This window comes from Arthrobacter sp. JDC6 (genome assembly GCF_056484025.1).
Map to the genome: position 1 here is coordinate 4,005,416 of NZ_CM151278.1, position 14,344 is coordinate 4,019,759.

13 protein-coding genes are annotated in these 14,344 nt (G+C 66.6%); 6 read left to right on the plus strand and 7 right to left on the minus strand.

The window, feature by feature from the left end:
* Positions 1 to 2,097, plus strand: a complete 2,097-nt coding sequence (locus tag ACV095_RS18535; protein WP_056391033.1) for a PTS fructose transporter subunit IIABC — start codon at positions 1 to 3, stop codon at positions 2,095 to 2,097.
* 66 nt (positions 2,098 to 2,163) lie between these two features.
* Positions 2,164 to 2,439: an HPr family phosphocarrier protein gene (locus tag ACV095_RS18540; protein WP_018769656.1), complete on the plus strand. Its 276-nt coding sequence runs from the start codon at positions 2,164 to 2,166 to the stop codon at positions 2,437 to 2,439.
* A 142-nt stretch (positions 2,440 to 2,581) separates the two neighbouring features.
* On the opposite strand, the gene ACV095_RS18545 is transcribed toward ACV095_RS18540, so the two are convergent.
* From ACV095_RS18545 to ku, 3 genes are all read right to left on the minus strand, one after another.
* Positions 2,582 to 3,013: an SRPBCC domain-containing protein gene (locus ACV095_RS18545; protein WP_056391037.1), complete on the minus strand. Its 432-nt coding sequence runs from the start codon at positions 3,011 to 3,013 to the stop codon at positions 2,582 to 2,584.
* A gap of 3 nt (positions 3,014 to 3,016) precedes the next feature.
* Positions 3,017 to 3,859, minus strand: a complete 843-nt coding sequence (locus ACV095_RS18550; protein ID WP_223993563.1) for a class I SAM-dependent methyltransferase — start codon at positions 3,857 to 3,859, stop codon at positions 3,017 to 3,019.
* 131 nt (positions 3,860 to 3,990) lie between these two features.
* The gene (gene ku / locus ACV095_RS18555; RefSeq protein ID WP_134166066.1) at positions 3,991 to 5,088 is read right to left on the minus strand and encodes a non-homologous end joining protein Ku; all 1,098 of its coding nucleotides are present in this window, start codon (positions 5,086 to 5,088) and stop codon (positions 3,991 to 3,993) included.
* Positions 5,089 to 5,128: 40 nt separating this feature from the next.
* Here ku and ACV095_RS18560 point away from each other — a divergent pair, with 40 nt between their 5' ends.
* Positions 5,129 to 7,672: an ATP-dependent DNA ligase gene (locus ACV095_RS18560; RefSeq protein ID WP_478222456.1), complete on the plus strand. Its 2,544-nt coding sequence runs from the start codon at positions 5,129 to 5,131 to the stop codon at positions 7,670 to 7,672.
* Between the two features lie 125 nt (positions 7,673 to 7,797).
* Here the strand turns inward: ACV095_RS18560 and ACV095_RS18565 are convergent, their stop codons facing one another.
* Positions 7,798 to 8,055: a hypothetical protein gene (locus ACV095_RS18565; protein WP_018769651.1), complete on the minus strand. Its 258-nt coding sequence runs from the start codon at positions 8,053 to 8,055 to the stop codon at positions 7,798 to 7,800.
* Between the two features lie 437 nt (positions 8,056 to 8,492).
* Here ACV095_RS18565 and ACV095_RS18570 point away from each other — a divergent pair, with 437 nt between their 5' ends.
* Positions 8,493 to 10,082 carry an MFS transporter gene (locus ACV095_RS18570; protein ID WP_018769650.1) on the plus strand — a complete coding sequence of 530 codons (1,590 nt, stop codon included), beginning with the start codon at positions 8,493 to 8,495 and terminating at the stop codon, positions 10,080 to 10,082.
* 208 nt (positions 10,083 to 10,290) lie between these two features.
* A complete protein-coding gene (locus ACV095_RS18575) occupies positions 10,291 to 11,406 on the plus strand; it encodes an FUSC family protein (RefSeq protein WP_478222457.1) in 1,116 nt (371 codons plus the stop codon).
* Here ACV095_RS18575 and ACV095_RS18580 read toward each other — a convergent pair.
* A complete protein-coding gene (locus ACV095_RS18580; RefSeq protein ID WP_478222458.1) occupies positions 11,374 to 12,147 on the minus strand; it encodes an SDR family NAD(P)-dependent oxidoreductase in 774 nt (257 codons plus the stop codon). The two genes, ACV095_RS18575 and ACV095_RS18580, sit on opposite strands and share 33 nt — an antisense overlap.
* 164 nt (positions 12,148 to 12,311) lie before the next feature.
* On the opposite strand from ACV095_RS18580, the gene ACV095_RS18585 reads away from it, so the two are divergent.
* Positions 12,312 to 12,635, plus strand: a complete 324-nt coding sequence (locus tag ACV095_RS18585; RefSeq protein WP_144601428.1) for a hypothetical protein — start codon at positions 12,312 to 12,314, stop codon at positions 12,633 to 12,635.
* 6 nt (positions 12,636 to 12,641) lie between these two features.
* On the opposite strand, the gene ACV095_RS18590 is transcribed toward ACV095_RS18585, so the two are convergent.
* Complete coding sequence (locus ACV095_RS18590) at positions 12,642 to 12,971, minus strand: GNAT family N-acetyltransferase (RefSeq protein WP_018769646.1); 330 nt, start codon at positions 12,969 to 12,971, stop codon at positions 12,642 to 12,644.
* Between the two features lie 15 nt (positions 12,972 to 12,986).
* Positions 12,987 to 14,327, minus strand: coding sequence for an acyltransferase family protein (locus ACV095_RS18595; protein WP_224084223.1), 1,341 nt, complete (start codon positions 14,325 to 14,327; stop codon positions 12,987 to 12,989).
* Between the last annotated feature and the right edge of the window lie 17 nt (positions 14,328 to 14,344).

A 14,344-nucleotide genomic window follows, 5' to 3' on the forward strand; every position in this document is an offset into this window, starting at 1 on the left:
GTGACCCAGCTCATCACCACGGAACTGGTCGAGCTCGACCAGAACCTGGGCAATGCCCCCGAAACGGTGATCCGGCATCTGGCAAGCAAGGTAGCTGCCGCCGGACGCGCCTCAGAAGTCGAAGGCCTGTTCGCAGACGCCTTCGCCCGCGAGCAGAAGACGGCCACCGGAATTCCCGGCGGCATCGCCATCCCGCACTGCCGCTCTGCAGCGGTCACCGTGCCCACCCTGGCCATGGCCCGGCTCAACCCGAAGGTGGACTTCGGCGCCAAGGACGGACCGGCAGACCTGGTGTTCTTCATTGCCGCTCCGGACGGCGCGGACCAGGAGCACCTGAAGCTGCTGTCCAAGCTGGCACGGTCCCTGATCAAGAAGGACTTCACCGCAGCCCTCCGCAACGCTTCATCGGAAACGGAGATTGTGGAACTGGTCGAAGGCGCACTGGCTGACAAGCCGGCCGCACACGCCGCACCCGCCCCCGCTGACGCAGTCCCGGTTGGCGCCGGCGTCGGTTCAACCGGTTCCCCGGCTGCTGCCGGCGCGCCCGCAGGGGCATCGGCAGGTTCCGCCGGCAAGGGCCCCAAGCGCCTCGTCGCCGTCACCGCATGCCCCACCGGCATCGCACACACCTACATGGCGGCCGATTCCCTCGTGGCAGCCGCCAGGGAAGCAGGCGTGGACCTGCAGGTGGAAACCCAGGGTTCCTCCGGCGCCAAGGCGCTGGACCCCGCCGTCATCGCCGCGGCGGACGCCGTGATCTTCGCCGTGGACGTTGACGTGCGCGGCAAGGAGCGCTTCGCCGGCAAGCCCGTCATCAACGCCCCCGTGAAGCGCGGCATCGACGAGCCGGACAAGATGGTCCAGGAAGCGCTCGCCGCAGCCGACAACCCCAATGCCCGGCGCGTCCCGCACTTCGGGGCTGAGGAGCAGGCCGAGCACGAGGCTGAGGAAAAGGGCGAGCACATCGGGCAGAAGCTCAAGAAGGCCCTGCTCACCGGTGTCAGCTACATGATTCCGTTCGTGGCAGGTGGTGGCCTCCTCATCGCTCTCGGCTTCCTCATGGGCGGCTACCTGATCACCAAGTACGCAGACAACATCGTGGTCCAGAACAGCCTCTTCAACCTGCCCACCGAGTTCCCTGACAACGCCTGGGGCCCGCTGGGCGCCTACCTGGGCGCGGTGCTGTTCAAGATCGGTGCGCTTTCACTGGGCTTCCTGGTCCCGGCGCTGGCCGGCTACATCGCCTACGCGATCGCTGACCGTCCGGGTATCGCCCCCGGCTTCGTTGCCGGTGCAGTGGCCGGATTCATGGGAGCCGGCTTCCTCGGCGGTATCGTCGGCGGCCTGCTCGCCGGTTACATCGCCCACGTGGTGGGCCGCCTGCAGGTGGCCCGGTGGCTGCGCGGCCTGATGCCGGTGGTCATCATCCCGCTGCTGGCATCCCTGGTGGCTTCCGGCCTGATGTTCGTCATCCTTGGCGGACCGATCGTGGCCATCACCAAGGGCCTGAACGCGTGGCTGTCGGGCCTGACCGGCGCCGGCGCCATCGCCCTGGGCGTAATCCTGGGCCTGATGATGTGCTTCGACCTCGGCGGACCGGTCAACAAGGTTGCCTACTCCTTCGCCGTCGCCGGCCTGGGTGCAGCAACCATGGACAACCAGGCACCGTGGCAGATCATGGCAGCCGTCATGGCGTCCGGCATGGTTCCCCCGCTGGCCATGGCACTGGCCTCCACCGTCCTGAACAAGAAGCTCTTCAGCCTGGCTGAGCAGGAAAACGGCAAGGCCGCCTGGCTGCTGGGGGCCTCTTTCATCTCCGAAGGTGCCATCCCCTTCGCCGCAGCCGACCCGCTGCGCGTCATCCCCGCCAGCATGCTGGGCGGGGCCGTGACCGGAGCCATCTCGATGGCGGCGGGCGTGGGGTCCAAGGCGCCCCACGGCGGACTCTTCGTGTTCTTCGCCATCGACAACTTCCTGATGTTCGTCGTCTCAATCGCCGTCGGCACGGTAATCACCGCGCTGTCGGTCATCGCCCTGAAGCGCTGGGCAGTCAAGAAGACCGTTGATACGGTTGAACCGGTTCCCGTAACCGTCTGAACCGGCTTAGCCGCATACCCCACCGGCCGCTGAACCCTCAGCACGCCGAAAGACTAAGGAGCAACAATGCCAGAACGCACCGCAACCGTCGCCAGCCGCGTGGGCCTGCACGCCCGCCCCGCCGCCATCTTTGCAGAGGCAGCCGGCGAGTACGACCTGGACATCACCATCGCCCGTGAAGGCGAGCCGGTCGACGAGGCGATGGACGCCGCCAGCATCCTGTCCCTTATGAGCCTGGGCGCGTCGCACGGCGACGTGGTGGTGCTCCGCGCCGAAGGTGCCGGTGCGGACGATGCGCTGGACCACCTGGTGCAGATCCTGGAAACGGACCACGACGCCTAGCAGCAGCCACGCTGCCTGAGGGCAGCACACAAGCCGGCGGCCGCCGTCGGATGTTCCCCCATTGGAAGAACATCCGACGGCGGCCGCTTGGCTTTTAAGCGTTGGGCACCCCGGTTAAGCGTTGGTTCCAAGGGAGGGCGGGTCAGCGGCGTTCAGCGAGCGCCTTGACGTCGGCCAGGAGCTTGTCCCACATGGCTTTCGAGTGCGCGGCGGCTTCCTCGGTGGGGTTCCTGTCCTGGGCCAGTGTCAGCCGGGTGGCGCCGCCCTGGTCCTCGAGCGTCCATTCGAGTGTGTGGTAGTTGTCCGGCTCGTCCTCCTGGCCGGACAACGGGCTGAAATGGGTGTGGACCAGTTTCCGTCCCGGTTCAACCGCCAGGATTTCGCCTTTGTCCTGGTACGCCTTTCCTTCCCACTCGCCCTGCCAGGTGATGGGGCTTCCAACGTTCCAGTCGGTCTCCAGCGTGGTCCCGAACATGAACTCCTTTACGGCAGCCGGGTCCGTGATCACCTCCCACACCCGCCCAGGACTTGCGTTGATGGTGGTGGCGGACGTTGCCACATGGTTCTCCGCCATGGCTCAGGCTTTCCTGGCCGTGAAGAGCAGGTACTCCCATTCCATCTGGAAAGGCACGTCGCCGTGGGCGTCGCCGAACGAGTCCGCCAGTTCCGTGAGGGCCTGGTCCAGTGCCTTGACCTTGTCCTGGTCCTCGCCCAGTGATTTGTACACGGAGATCATGGGGCCGTAATGGGACTTGAAGTACCTGACGAAGTCCGCGGGCTGGTGGAAGCTCTTGACCGCCAGGTTCTGCTTGCGGGTATGGATTTCGGTAACCCTGTCGCCCAACAGTTTGCGGACATGCTCCTCGCTCCCCCACAGCGGCGCCGGCTGCGCGCCCGGCGGGGGCGGTGGAGCGAACGGCTTCATCGCGGTAAACATCTGCCCGATGAACCCTTCCGGCGTCCAGCACAGCAGCCCTATGGACCCTCCCGGCTTGCACACCCGGAGCAACTCGTCGGCCGCCGCCTGGTGGTGCGGCGCGAACATGACGCCGATGCAGGACATCACAGCGTCGAACTCTGCATCGCCGAAGGGCAGGGCTTCGGCGTCCCCTTCCTGCCACTCGAGGCTGACGCCGCGGTTCGCGGCTTCCCGGCGCCCCGCCTCGAAAAGCTCGGGGGTGAGGTCGCTGGCCACCACTTTGGCACCCATCATGGCTGCGGGAATGGCTGCATTGCCGGTTCCTGCCGCCACGTCGAGGACCCGCTGGCGCGGCCTGATACCGGAGGCTTCGACGAGGACGGCGCCCAGTTCCAGGAGCATCTCATCGGCGAGGGCCGGGTAGTCACCTGACGCCCACATGGCCCGGTGCTTCTTCTTCAGCTCCCGGTCAGCGTCCATCACGTCGGTCTGGTTGTCCATGTCCGTGCCCCTCTACGTGTCCGTTCAAAATGGGCGACAGCACACTGTTGGCACAGCGGAGGCTGCGATGCGACTCATTGTGGACGCGATACAGGCCGCTGTAAAGGCAGGATTGCGGCTGGGCGCCCGGGTCAGGCAGGCTTGCGCGCCCTGGTGGCCTTGGCCGCAGGCTTTTCTGCGGTCTTGGTTCCAGTGGACTTGGTGTCCGTGGACTTGGCCGCTGATTTAGACGCTGTTGATTTGGAGGCGGTTGATTTGGCTGCACCCGATTTGGCGGCCGTTGACTTGGAAGCCGTCGATTTGGCTGCGCTCGACTTGGCGGCAGCGGTTTTCGGAGCCGGGGACTTCGCGGACGCTTTCCGCGCCGGTTTGGCCGGCCCGGCCTCCTCCTCCCCGGTATCTGCTTCGTGATCGGAAGTCCCCGTGGCAGCGGCCTCGCCGCCGCCACGCTTCCTGTCCAGGCTCCGCTTGAGGGCCTCCATCAGGTCGATGACCTCGCCCTTGCCGCCCTCACCGGCTTCGACGCCGAAGGTCTCCTCCGTGTCCAGCGATTCACCCTGTTCGAGCTTGGCCTCGATGAGCTGGCGGAGCTGCACCTGGTACTCGTCGGTGAAGGACGTGGGGTCGAAATCGGCAGCCATGGACTCCACCAGCGCCGCGGACATGTCCCGTTCCTGGGCGGAGATCCTGATGTCGGCGTCCAGGGCGGGAAAGTTCGCCTCCCGTACCTCGTCGGGCCAGAGAAGGGACTGCAGCACCAGCACGTCGTCCTTGATCCGCAGGGCCCCCAGCCGGGTTTTCTCCCGCAGCGCGAACTGGACGATGGCCACCCGGTCCGTGTCCTCCAGGGCCCGGCGGAGCAGCACGTAGGCCTTGGGCGACTTGGAGTCCGGCTCCAGGTAGTAGCTCTTCTCGAACATCATGGGTTCGAGCTGCTCAGACGGGACGAACTGCACCACCTCGATCTCGTGGCTGTTCTCCGCGGGAATGGACTTGAGCTCATCCTTGGACAGGACCACTGTGCGGCCGTCCTCCTCGAACGCCTTCTCGATGTCCGAGTAGTCCACCACCTCGCCGCACACTTCGCACCGGCGCTGGTAACGGATCCTGCCGCCGTCGGCATTGTGAACCTGGTGCAGACTGATGTCATGATCCTCAGTGGCGCTGTAGACCTTGACGGGCACGTTGACCAGCCCGAACGCGATGGCACCTTTCCAGATGGCTCTCATTCATACAGTCAACATCAGAGCGGGCCGGAGGTGAAGCCCCGTGGCCGGGAGTAGGGAACGTGTCCGGGTAGCGGGGCGCGAACTGACGCTGACCAACCTGGACAAAATCATCTATCCGGAGACCGGCACCACCAAGGCGGACGTGCTGGCCTACTACGCCGCGGTGGCCCACGTCCTGATCCCGGCGGCGGCCAACCGTCCCGCCACGCGCAAGCGGTGGGTCAACGGCGTGGGCACCGCGGACAAGCCGGGTGAGGTGTTTTTCCAGAAGGACCTGGAGGATTCAGCGCCGGGCTGGCTGCCACGGGCGGCGATCACCCACAAGGACCGGACCATCTACTACCCGTTGGTCAACGACGCCGCCACCCTGACCTGGTTCGGCCAGATCAACTCGATCGAAATCCACGTACCGCAGTGGCGGGTGGATTCGCATGGCAACCAACTCAACCCGGACCGGCTGGTGCTCGACCTGGACCCGGGCGAGGGGGCCGGGCTGCCCGAATGCCGCGAGGTGGCCCTCCTGGCGCGGTCCATCCTGCAGGATGTGGGCCTGGACCCGGTGCCGGTCACCAGCGGCAGCAAGGGCATCCACCTCTACGCGGCGCTGGACGGGACGCAGACCTCTGAGCAGATCTCCGCTTTCGCCCGGGAACTGGCCCGGGCCCTTGAAGCGGACCACCCGGACCTCGCCGTCAGCGACATGAAGAAGTCGCTCCGTGCGGGAAAGGTACTGGTGGACTGGAGCCAGAACAACGCCGCGAAGACCACCGTGGTCCCCTACTCACTGCGGGGCCGGCCCACGCCCCTGGTGGCCGCACCACGGACCTGGCGGGAAATCGCATCCCAGGGGCTCAAGCACCTGGACTACCAGGAGGTCCTGCGCCGGGTGCGCGACGGCAAGGACCCTTTCGCCGCCGTCGTCAATGCCGGGGCCCGTGCCGCGGCCGGCGCTGCGGAAGGCGCTGACGGCACTCCCGACGGCGGCCCCGGCCAGGGGGAGGCATCCCACGACGGCGATCCCCGCCTGGGCAGGTACCGTTCCATGCGCGATCCCAAGGCAACGCCTGAACCCTTCGCGGGCATCCCCGCCGGTGGCAACAGTTTTGTGATCCAGGAGCACCACGCCAGCCGGCTGCACTACGACCTCCGGCTGGAACACGAGGGTGTCCTGGTGTCGTGGGCCCTGCCCAAGGGCATTCCGGAGTCCGGGGCCAAGAACAACCTGGCGGTCCAGACCGAGGACCATCCCATGGACTACCTCACCTTCCACGGCACAATCCCCAAGGGACAGTACGGGGCGGGCGTCATGACCATCTGGGACACCGGCACGTACGAACTGCACAAGTGGATCAACGGAAAGGAAGTCATCGTCACCCTGACCGGGTCGGAGGGCGGCGGCCTTGGCGGGACCAGGAAGATCGCGCTTATCCATACGGGCCGCGGACAGGGCAAGGACGCCGAAAGCCAATGGCTGGTCCACCTGATGGACCAGGAGCATCAAGGCGGACGACGGCGGCACGCGGCCCCGGCAGCGACGGAGCCGTCGCAGGAAGCAGGCGCAGTGGACCCTGCACCGGCCGCCGCGCCTGCTGAAACTGTGGACCCTGCCAACGGCGCTCCCGCAGACCCACTGGAATACCAGCCCATGATGGCCACCTCCGGGAACACCAGTGACCTGCAGGGCAGCGCATGGCAGTACGAGCTCAAATGGGACGGCGTCCGGGCCGTCCTGGTGGCAGACCGGGAGAGGGTCCGGATCTTCTCCCGCAACGGCAACGACGTCAGCCGCACCTATCCCGAGTTCACGGACCGGGCCTGCTGGCCGGAGCACCCTTTCGTGGCGGACGGTGAGATCATCGCCGTCGGGCCCGGCGGGAAACCCGACTTCGGCCTGCTGCAGGGACGGATGAAGCTGACCCGGGCCGCCGACGTTGCCAAAGCCCGCACCATTATCCCGGTCCAGCTGATGCTGTTCGACCTGCTCTTCGACAACGGAGAAGACCTCCGGCGCAAGCCGCTCAGCACCCGGCGGCGCCGGCTGGAGGAATTCTTCCGCCCGTCCGGCTGCCCCGTGGAACTCTCCATGGTGCTGGACGAACCTGTGGACCTCCTCATGGAAAGCGCGCAGGAGCTTGGGCTGGAAGGAATCATGGCCAAGCGGACGGACAGCCGCTACGTGAGCGGCCAGCGGACCCGAACGTGGATCAAGCTCAAGACAGAACAGACCCAGGAAGTGGTGGTGGGCGGCTGGCGGCCGGGAAAGGGCGGACGCCAGGACACGGTGGGGTCGCTGCTGGTGGGAATTCCCGACGGCGACAAGCTGCAATACGTCGGCAGGGTGGGCAGCGGTTTCAGCATGCGCGAACTCACGGAACTGCGGCAGACGGTGGAGCGGCTTGGCCGGAAGACGTCGCCGTTCCATGACGTCCCCCGCCCCGACGCCGCCGACGCCCACTGGGTCTCGCCGGAACTCGTGGGCGAGGTGACCTACGGCGAATGGACCGGGCCGGGCAGGCTGCGGCATCCCCGGTGGCGCGGCTGGCGCGTGGACAAGGACCCGGCCGAAGTGGTTCGGGAAGCCTGACCCGGGTTTTCGACGCGCCAACCACCCCACGACGCGCAAATTACCTGGCGCCCGCCAAATTTCGGGGGCGCCAGGTAATTTGCGGGTCGACGGCGGTTTTAGGTGCCGGTTACTTTAGGTGCCGGTTACGAGGAGTGCGGCATCTGCGGCCGGCCGGTGCGGTGGACGGCGGTCACGGCCGCCTCATGCCCCATCCGGCCATGGCCGGCAGCCCGGTCCTTGGGATGCCGGCGCTTCCCGTAGCCGTCCGGCCATCCACTTTGCTGCTCCATCGGGCCGGTGCCCATGACCGCAGGGCCCGGGGCCACCGGCGCATCCATGGCCGCCGCAAGGTGGTCCGCCACCTCGGGGTTGATATGGAACTGGTTGGACTGTTCACCCATTGTGGTTCTTCCCTTCTTTCCTTCGTTCTTCCTTGAAACGAAACGCCAACGAAAAGCGTCCGGGCGCGCGCGGACTGTTACCCGGAAAGAGGTGTGTTCATCGCTCTACCATAGGCATGCCACGGGGTCCTGTGAACCCCCTCCAAACGCCGTGGCCCCGGTCACTTTCGCGGCCGCCATCACCCAAAAATGGGACCTGAAACGGTTCCGGACGGAAAATTTTTGGTAACACCGCCGTTGATCAGCGTGCTTCCCAGTAATGGCGCGGGAAAACACGGCACAAAAAATTGCGGAATCCACCCCTGGAGTGGCCCAAAAGGGCGGACTCTACGCCATTGAACTGCCGGCGCGCTACAGAAATCCCGTAAAATTGAAGGCCTGCCCAGAGCGGGGCAGCTACAAGTCGCAAGCAAATGACCTCCATAGGAGTTGCCCAAATGCCCACAGACCGAAGCAGGACCGACTCTCCAGCAGGCGCCAGGAACGCCAGCGGAACAGACCTGGCAGCCCCCGTGGCTGCCAAGAAGCCCAGGCTGCTGCCGCGCCGCCGGCTCAAGGAATCAGATGTCAACGTGGTGGACCAGCCCATGCTCAAAAAGGCGCTCGGCGGAACCATTGTTGGCAACACCATGGAATGGTACGACGTAGGCGTCTTCGGCTACCTCATCACCACCATGGGGCCGGTATTCCTTCCCGAGTCCGACCCCACCACCCAGACGCTGTTCCTGCTGGGAACCTTCGCCGCCACCTTCATCGCCCGCCCCCTGGGCGGCGTCATCTTCGGCTGGCTGGGCGACAAGGTGGGCCGCCAAAAGATCCTGGCCACCACGCTGATGATCATGGCGGCAAGCACCTTCGCCGTCGGCCTCCTGCCCGGGTACGCACAGATCGGGCTGTGGGCCGCCGCGCTGCTGGTGCTCCTAAAGGTCGTCCAGGGCTTTTCCACCGGCGGCGAGTATGCCGGTGCCACCACGTTCGTGAGCGAATACGCGGCTGACAAGCGCCGCGGCTTCTTCGCCAGCTTCCTGGACCTGGGCAGCTACCTCGGCTTCGCTATTGGCGCCGCCCTGGTTTCCGTCCTGCAGCTCACGCTTGGCCAGGACACCATGGAGGACTGGGGATGGCGCATTCCGTTCCTGGTGGCAGGTCCGCTGGGCCTGATCGCCGTCTATTTCCGGAGCAAGATCGAGGAATCGCCGCAGTTCCAGGCAACCCTTGATGCCCAGGAAGAGAACGCCAAGAATGCATCCGCCGGAGACACCGCGACGGCCAAGGGACCTGTGGGCATCGTCAAGGCCTACTGGCGCCCCATCATCGTTGCCATGGTGGTGGTGGCCGCTGCCAACACCGCCGGTTACGCCCTCACCTCCTACATGCCCACCTACCTGACGGAGTCCAAGGGCTACGACGAAGTCCACGGCACGCTGCTCACCATTCCGGTGCTGGTGGTCATGAGCCTGTGCATCCCGCTGACCGGCAAGCTGTCCGACCGGATCGGCCGCCGCCCGGTGCTATGGATCGGCGCCGTGAGCACCATCGTCCTGGCTGTTCCGGCATTCATGCTGATCGGCATTGGGCAGATCTGGTCCACCCTTGCAGGGCTTTCGCTGATTGCCTTCCCGGTGACCTTCTACGTGGCCAACCTGGCCTCGGCCCTGCCGGCACAGTTCCCCACGTCCAGCCGCTACGGAGCCATGGGCATTGCCTACAACTTCGCCGTGGCCATCTTCGGCGGGACCACGCCGTTCATCGTGGCAGCCCTGATCAGCGCCACGGGCAACGACATGATGCCTGCCTACTACCTCATGGCAACCTCCCTGGTGGGCGCCATCGCCATCTACTTCCTGAAGGAATCCGCCAACCGTCCCCTGCCGGGCTCCATGCCCAGCGTGGACACCCAGGCGGAGGCGAAGGAACTGGTGGCCACCCAGGATGAGAACCCGCTGATCGACCTGGACGAACTGCCGTTTGAAACCCAGGACGGCATCGACGCCCAGGCTGGCCGGAAGGTTCCGGCGGGAGCATAATCCCGCCGGCCGCCCGGGCACTCTTGTAGCCCACGCTCACAGGCCCGTCCCGCGTGTTTCCTTGGGGGAAGCACGCCGGACGGGCCTTGGCGTTCCTGCCGGATGTCCAAGTGTGACTGCCGGCAATATGACTCCGTCCGGTGCCGGTGATACGTTCCCAAAGGCCCCCGGGCCGCTGCAGGACAACAGGACAGGACAGGTCGGGAAAATGAAGCGCGTCATGGAACAGGTCCGCGCGCTGCACCGGCTTGAACCTGCCAACAACGACCATCTTGCCGCCCTGCGCGTGGCCCTCAGCGTGGCGGTCCCGTCGCTGCTCCTGCTGGCCGCGGGCCGGACCGACCTCATGATCTACGCCGTGTTCGGCGCATTGACCGGCATGTACGGCCGGTCAGAACCCCACCAGCTGCGGCTCCGGCATCAGGGCCAGGCCGCCCTGGTGCTGCTCACCGGGGTAGCCGTGGGGGTGACGCTGTCCATCAACCACATCCACTCTTGGTGGCTGGTGGCGGTGGAAGCCACGCTGGCTGGAGTGGGCTCGGTGTACTCGGACCGGGTACACCTGAAACCGAACGGGCCCTTCTTCGGCATCCTTGCCCTGGGTGCCTGCGCCTCCGTTCCCACCACAGTCCCCTGGTACGCCGCCATACTCATCGCGGGCGGGTCCGCGCTCTTCTCCATACTGATCGGCTTCAGCGGCTGGATGCGCCGGAGGGCCTGGAAACCCGGCGCCACCAGGAGCGTGCCGGCCCGCTCGTCGGCGGGACGGCGCGAACTGGCCGTCCACGCTGCCAGGTACGTCCTGGCCGTCGGTGCTGCCGGGACCGTGGGGGTCATCAGCGGCAGCGGCCACCCGCACTGGGCCATGGCCGCAGCCGCCGTACCGCTCGCCGGCGCAGACCTGCCCAGCAGCGTCCGGCGCGGTGTCCACCGCATCGTGGGGACGTTCCTTGGCCTGGCGGTTACCGCCGTCGTCATTCTTCCGGGCCCCTGGGCGCTCGCTGCGCTCTACCCCGCCTTTGAGGAGCCGGTGCACCACGCCACGGTGCTGGCCCTGCTGGTCATCCTCTTCCAGTTCGCCACCGAGCTGTTCATGACCCGGCACTATGGCTTGGCGATGGTCTGGTTCACGCCGGTCATTCTGCTGATGACCCAGCTGGCCTTCCCTGCCGAACCGCAGGTCCTGATCCTTGAGCGTGCGGTGGAAACGCTGGTGGGCGCACTGCTGGGGATCCTGGTGGTGGTGGCTGTCCGCCGCCCCGGCGCCCGCACGCCTGCCGCGCTCCCGGCGCTACTTCGGTTTCCGCGCCGGCCCCGCCATTAGCCGCGCCGGAGCAACCTTGGCCACCGCTGCCACCATCTTGTAGCGCTTGGACGGGATGGACAGGGCCTTGCCGCGCTCGTTATCCGCCAGCCCTTCACGGACCACCCGATCCGCCCGCAGCCACGTCCAGGACGGGGCCACGGACTTGTCCATCCCCATCCGGTCGTGGAACTCGGTGTGGGTGAAGCCGGGGCAGACCGCCGTGACCTTGATGCCCCGGCTGCGGTAAGCCAGATTGGCCCACCGGCTGAAGCTCACCAGCCAGGCCTTGGCCGCCGAATACGTGCCGCGCGGCAGGAACGCCGCCACGCTGGCCACGTTGATGATCCTGCCCTGCCCGCGCTCCAGTATGCCTTTGAGCGCCGCATGTGTCAGCACCATGGCCGTTTCCGTGTGCAGCTTCAGGTGCTTCTTCTCCTCTGCCGCGTGGTTGTCCTCGAAGTTGTGCAGCAGGCCGATCCCTGCGTTGTTCACCAGGATTCCCACCGGGCGGCTGGTGTCTTCCAGGCGTTCGACGACGGCGGCAACGTCGTCATCGTCCGTCAGGTCTGCGGGAAGCACCTCAGCCGTGATTCCGTACCGGCGACGGAGGTCCTCTGCTGTTTCCGCCAGCCGGGACGCGTTGCGCGCCACCAGGACCAGGTCATGCCCCTGGGCGGCAAGCTGCCTGGCGAATTCGTGGCCGAGCCCGGCGCTGGCCCCGGTGACGAGTGCTGTGGTTCGGGAGGTGGTAGGCGTCATGCTGCAAGCCTAACCACGGGATGGACAACCACTGTATGGGCGGCCCTGACTTGTGCATTATTTAGTAAGCATGCTTTGCTTATGGCGTAGATGAACCTCCGCAAGCAGTTCGCGGCGGGGCTGCCAACGCCGGCGGTTCCGTGAAAAGCCCAAGGAAGAACATAATGACCACCGCACCGGAAAACCAGCTGACGGCGTTTGGGGAACGCAGCGAGGCAGCTGGGCAGCTCTTGGCCACCACCGTACCCGTGGACGCTGGGCTGCTCATGACCCTGAATTCCCGCATGCACTGCCGTATGCCGATGCAGCGCGTAGACCATGCGGAGATGTCGGTCCGGGAGCCCGTTTACGTCGACGGGAACTCCATCGTTGCCCTGGGGCCCGGGTCCGTCCCGGAGAGCGTAGTCACCTACCGGTGCGCCTGCGGCTTCACCATCGACGATCCCGGCGCCGCCATGCCCGTCACCGACCAGGCCCTGGCCAGCTAGTTCCGCTCAGCGTTCCGGCCAGTCGACGAATTGGCCGTAGCCTTCGTGCTTGCGGAGGTAGCTGGAGATGAACGGGCAGTGCGGAATGATGCGCTTCCCGGTGGCCACCACGTCGTCCAGGGCAAAATGCGCCAGGACCTTGCCAAGGCCCTGGCCTTCAAACTCCTCGCCGGTCTCGGTGTGGGTGAAGTCGATGTGCCCGGGAAGGTCGCGGAAGAAGGCCTTGACAGCCAGCCTTCCATCCACCAGAAGCTCATACCGGTGCTCGGCGTCATTGCGCTGCAGCGAGACATTGGCGGTGAAGGTGTCCTCCGTGGACGCGGTGTTCTCGGTCATGGTTCGACACTGGCACTACTTCACGCCGCTGGCAATGCCCCTTGGGCCCCTCTTCCCCGGACCCCGCTTCCGGCCCCCGGGGACGGCCCTCCGCCGCCGCAGCGGCAAACCGCCCAGCAGGAGGATCGCCACGGTGAAACACACGGTACCCGCTGCCAGCAGGCCCAGTGAGAGGCCGTTGAGGGCGGCGTCCGCCACGGGAATAAAGACCACCACGACGGCGGCCCCGGCGGCGGCGGGTCTGCAGCGGAAGGCCTGGGGCGCCGTCGTCCGTTCCTCCAGGCGGCCAAAGGCTGCGGTCGCCGGCAGGAGCAGGAGGACCAGCGCAAGGACCACCAGCGGGCGCGACCACCACCATCCAGCGGTACCGGACGACGGTTTGGGGACCGGCGTCAGGAGCAGCAACCCGGACATGGCGCCCAACAGGGGCAGGTGCCACAGGTAGACCGTCAGCGACCTGGCACCCGCCAGCTGCAGGAGCCGGGCGATCCAGCGGATCCCGGCGAGGGGTGCCAGGACGGGCCGCGCCAGTTCCATCACCGCCAGCTGGGAAACGCCCAGGATCACCAGGGTCAGGTTGGGCGGGTTGAGGTTGACCAGCATGTTGCCGCGGTACAGGCCCAGCCCCGTCACGAGTCCCAGCAGCAGATGTGCCGCCACCGCGACGCCCACAAGTCCGGAGCGGGAGAGCGGGGCCAGGTAGCCATCGGCGGCCAGGAAACCCAGCTGCTGTACGGCGCACCACACGAACACCAGGTTGACATTGGCAAGGTCCGGCAACGCCCCCCTGAAGCAGTCCACGGCAACCACCAGGCCGGCCAGCAGCGCAAGGGTCAGCCAGGGCGCGCGGTGGTGGAGCGCCGCCAGGACTGGAATGTTCAACTGCGCCGCGAGGTAGGCTGCCAGGAACCACAACGGCATGCCCGCCCCGGTGGCCACGAGTTGGACCACCTGCCGGTCCACGCCCAGCGCGGCTGCCGCGGACAGGCCCGCCACCATGGTTGCCAGCAGCGCCGTGGCCGGGCGGACCAGCCGCAGGAGGCGCGCACGGATGAACTGGGCCGCCGTCCCGCCGCCTGCCTTGAGCCGGCGCCAGGATTGCAGGCCCGTGATGCCGCCGGTGACGAAGAACAGGGGCATCACCATGAAGATCCAGATGACGGGCTCAAACCAGTCCTGCTCGGCCAGGGTGTTCTCGGTGGTCACGGTCCCATCAGGGTGCAGGACCGGGCTGACCATCATGGAGTGCCCCACCACCACCAGGACCAGGCAGACCAAGCGGACAAGGTCGATGGCCGGATCACGGTCTGCCGTGTCCGTTCCGGTTACTGTCCCCCGCGTCCCGGCGCTTCCCATTGGGGCCTATAAGGACT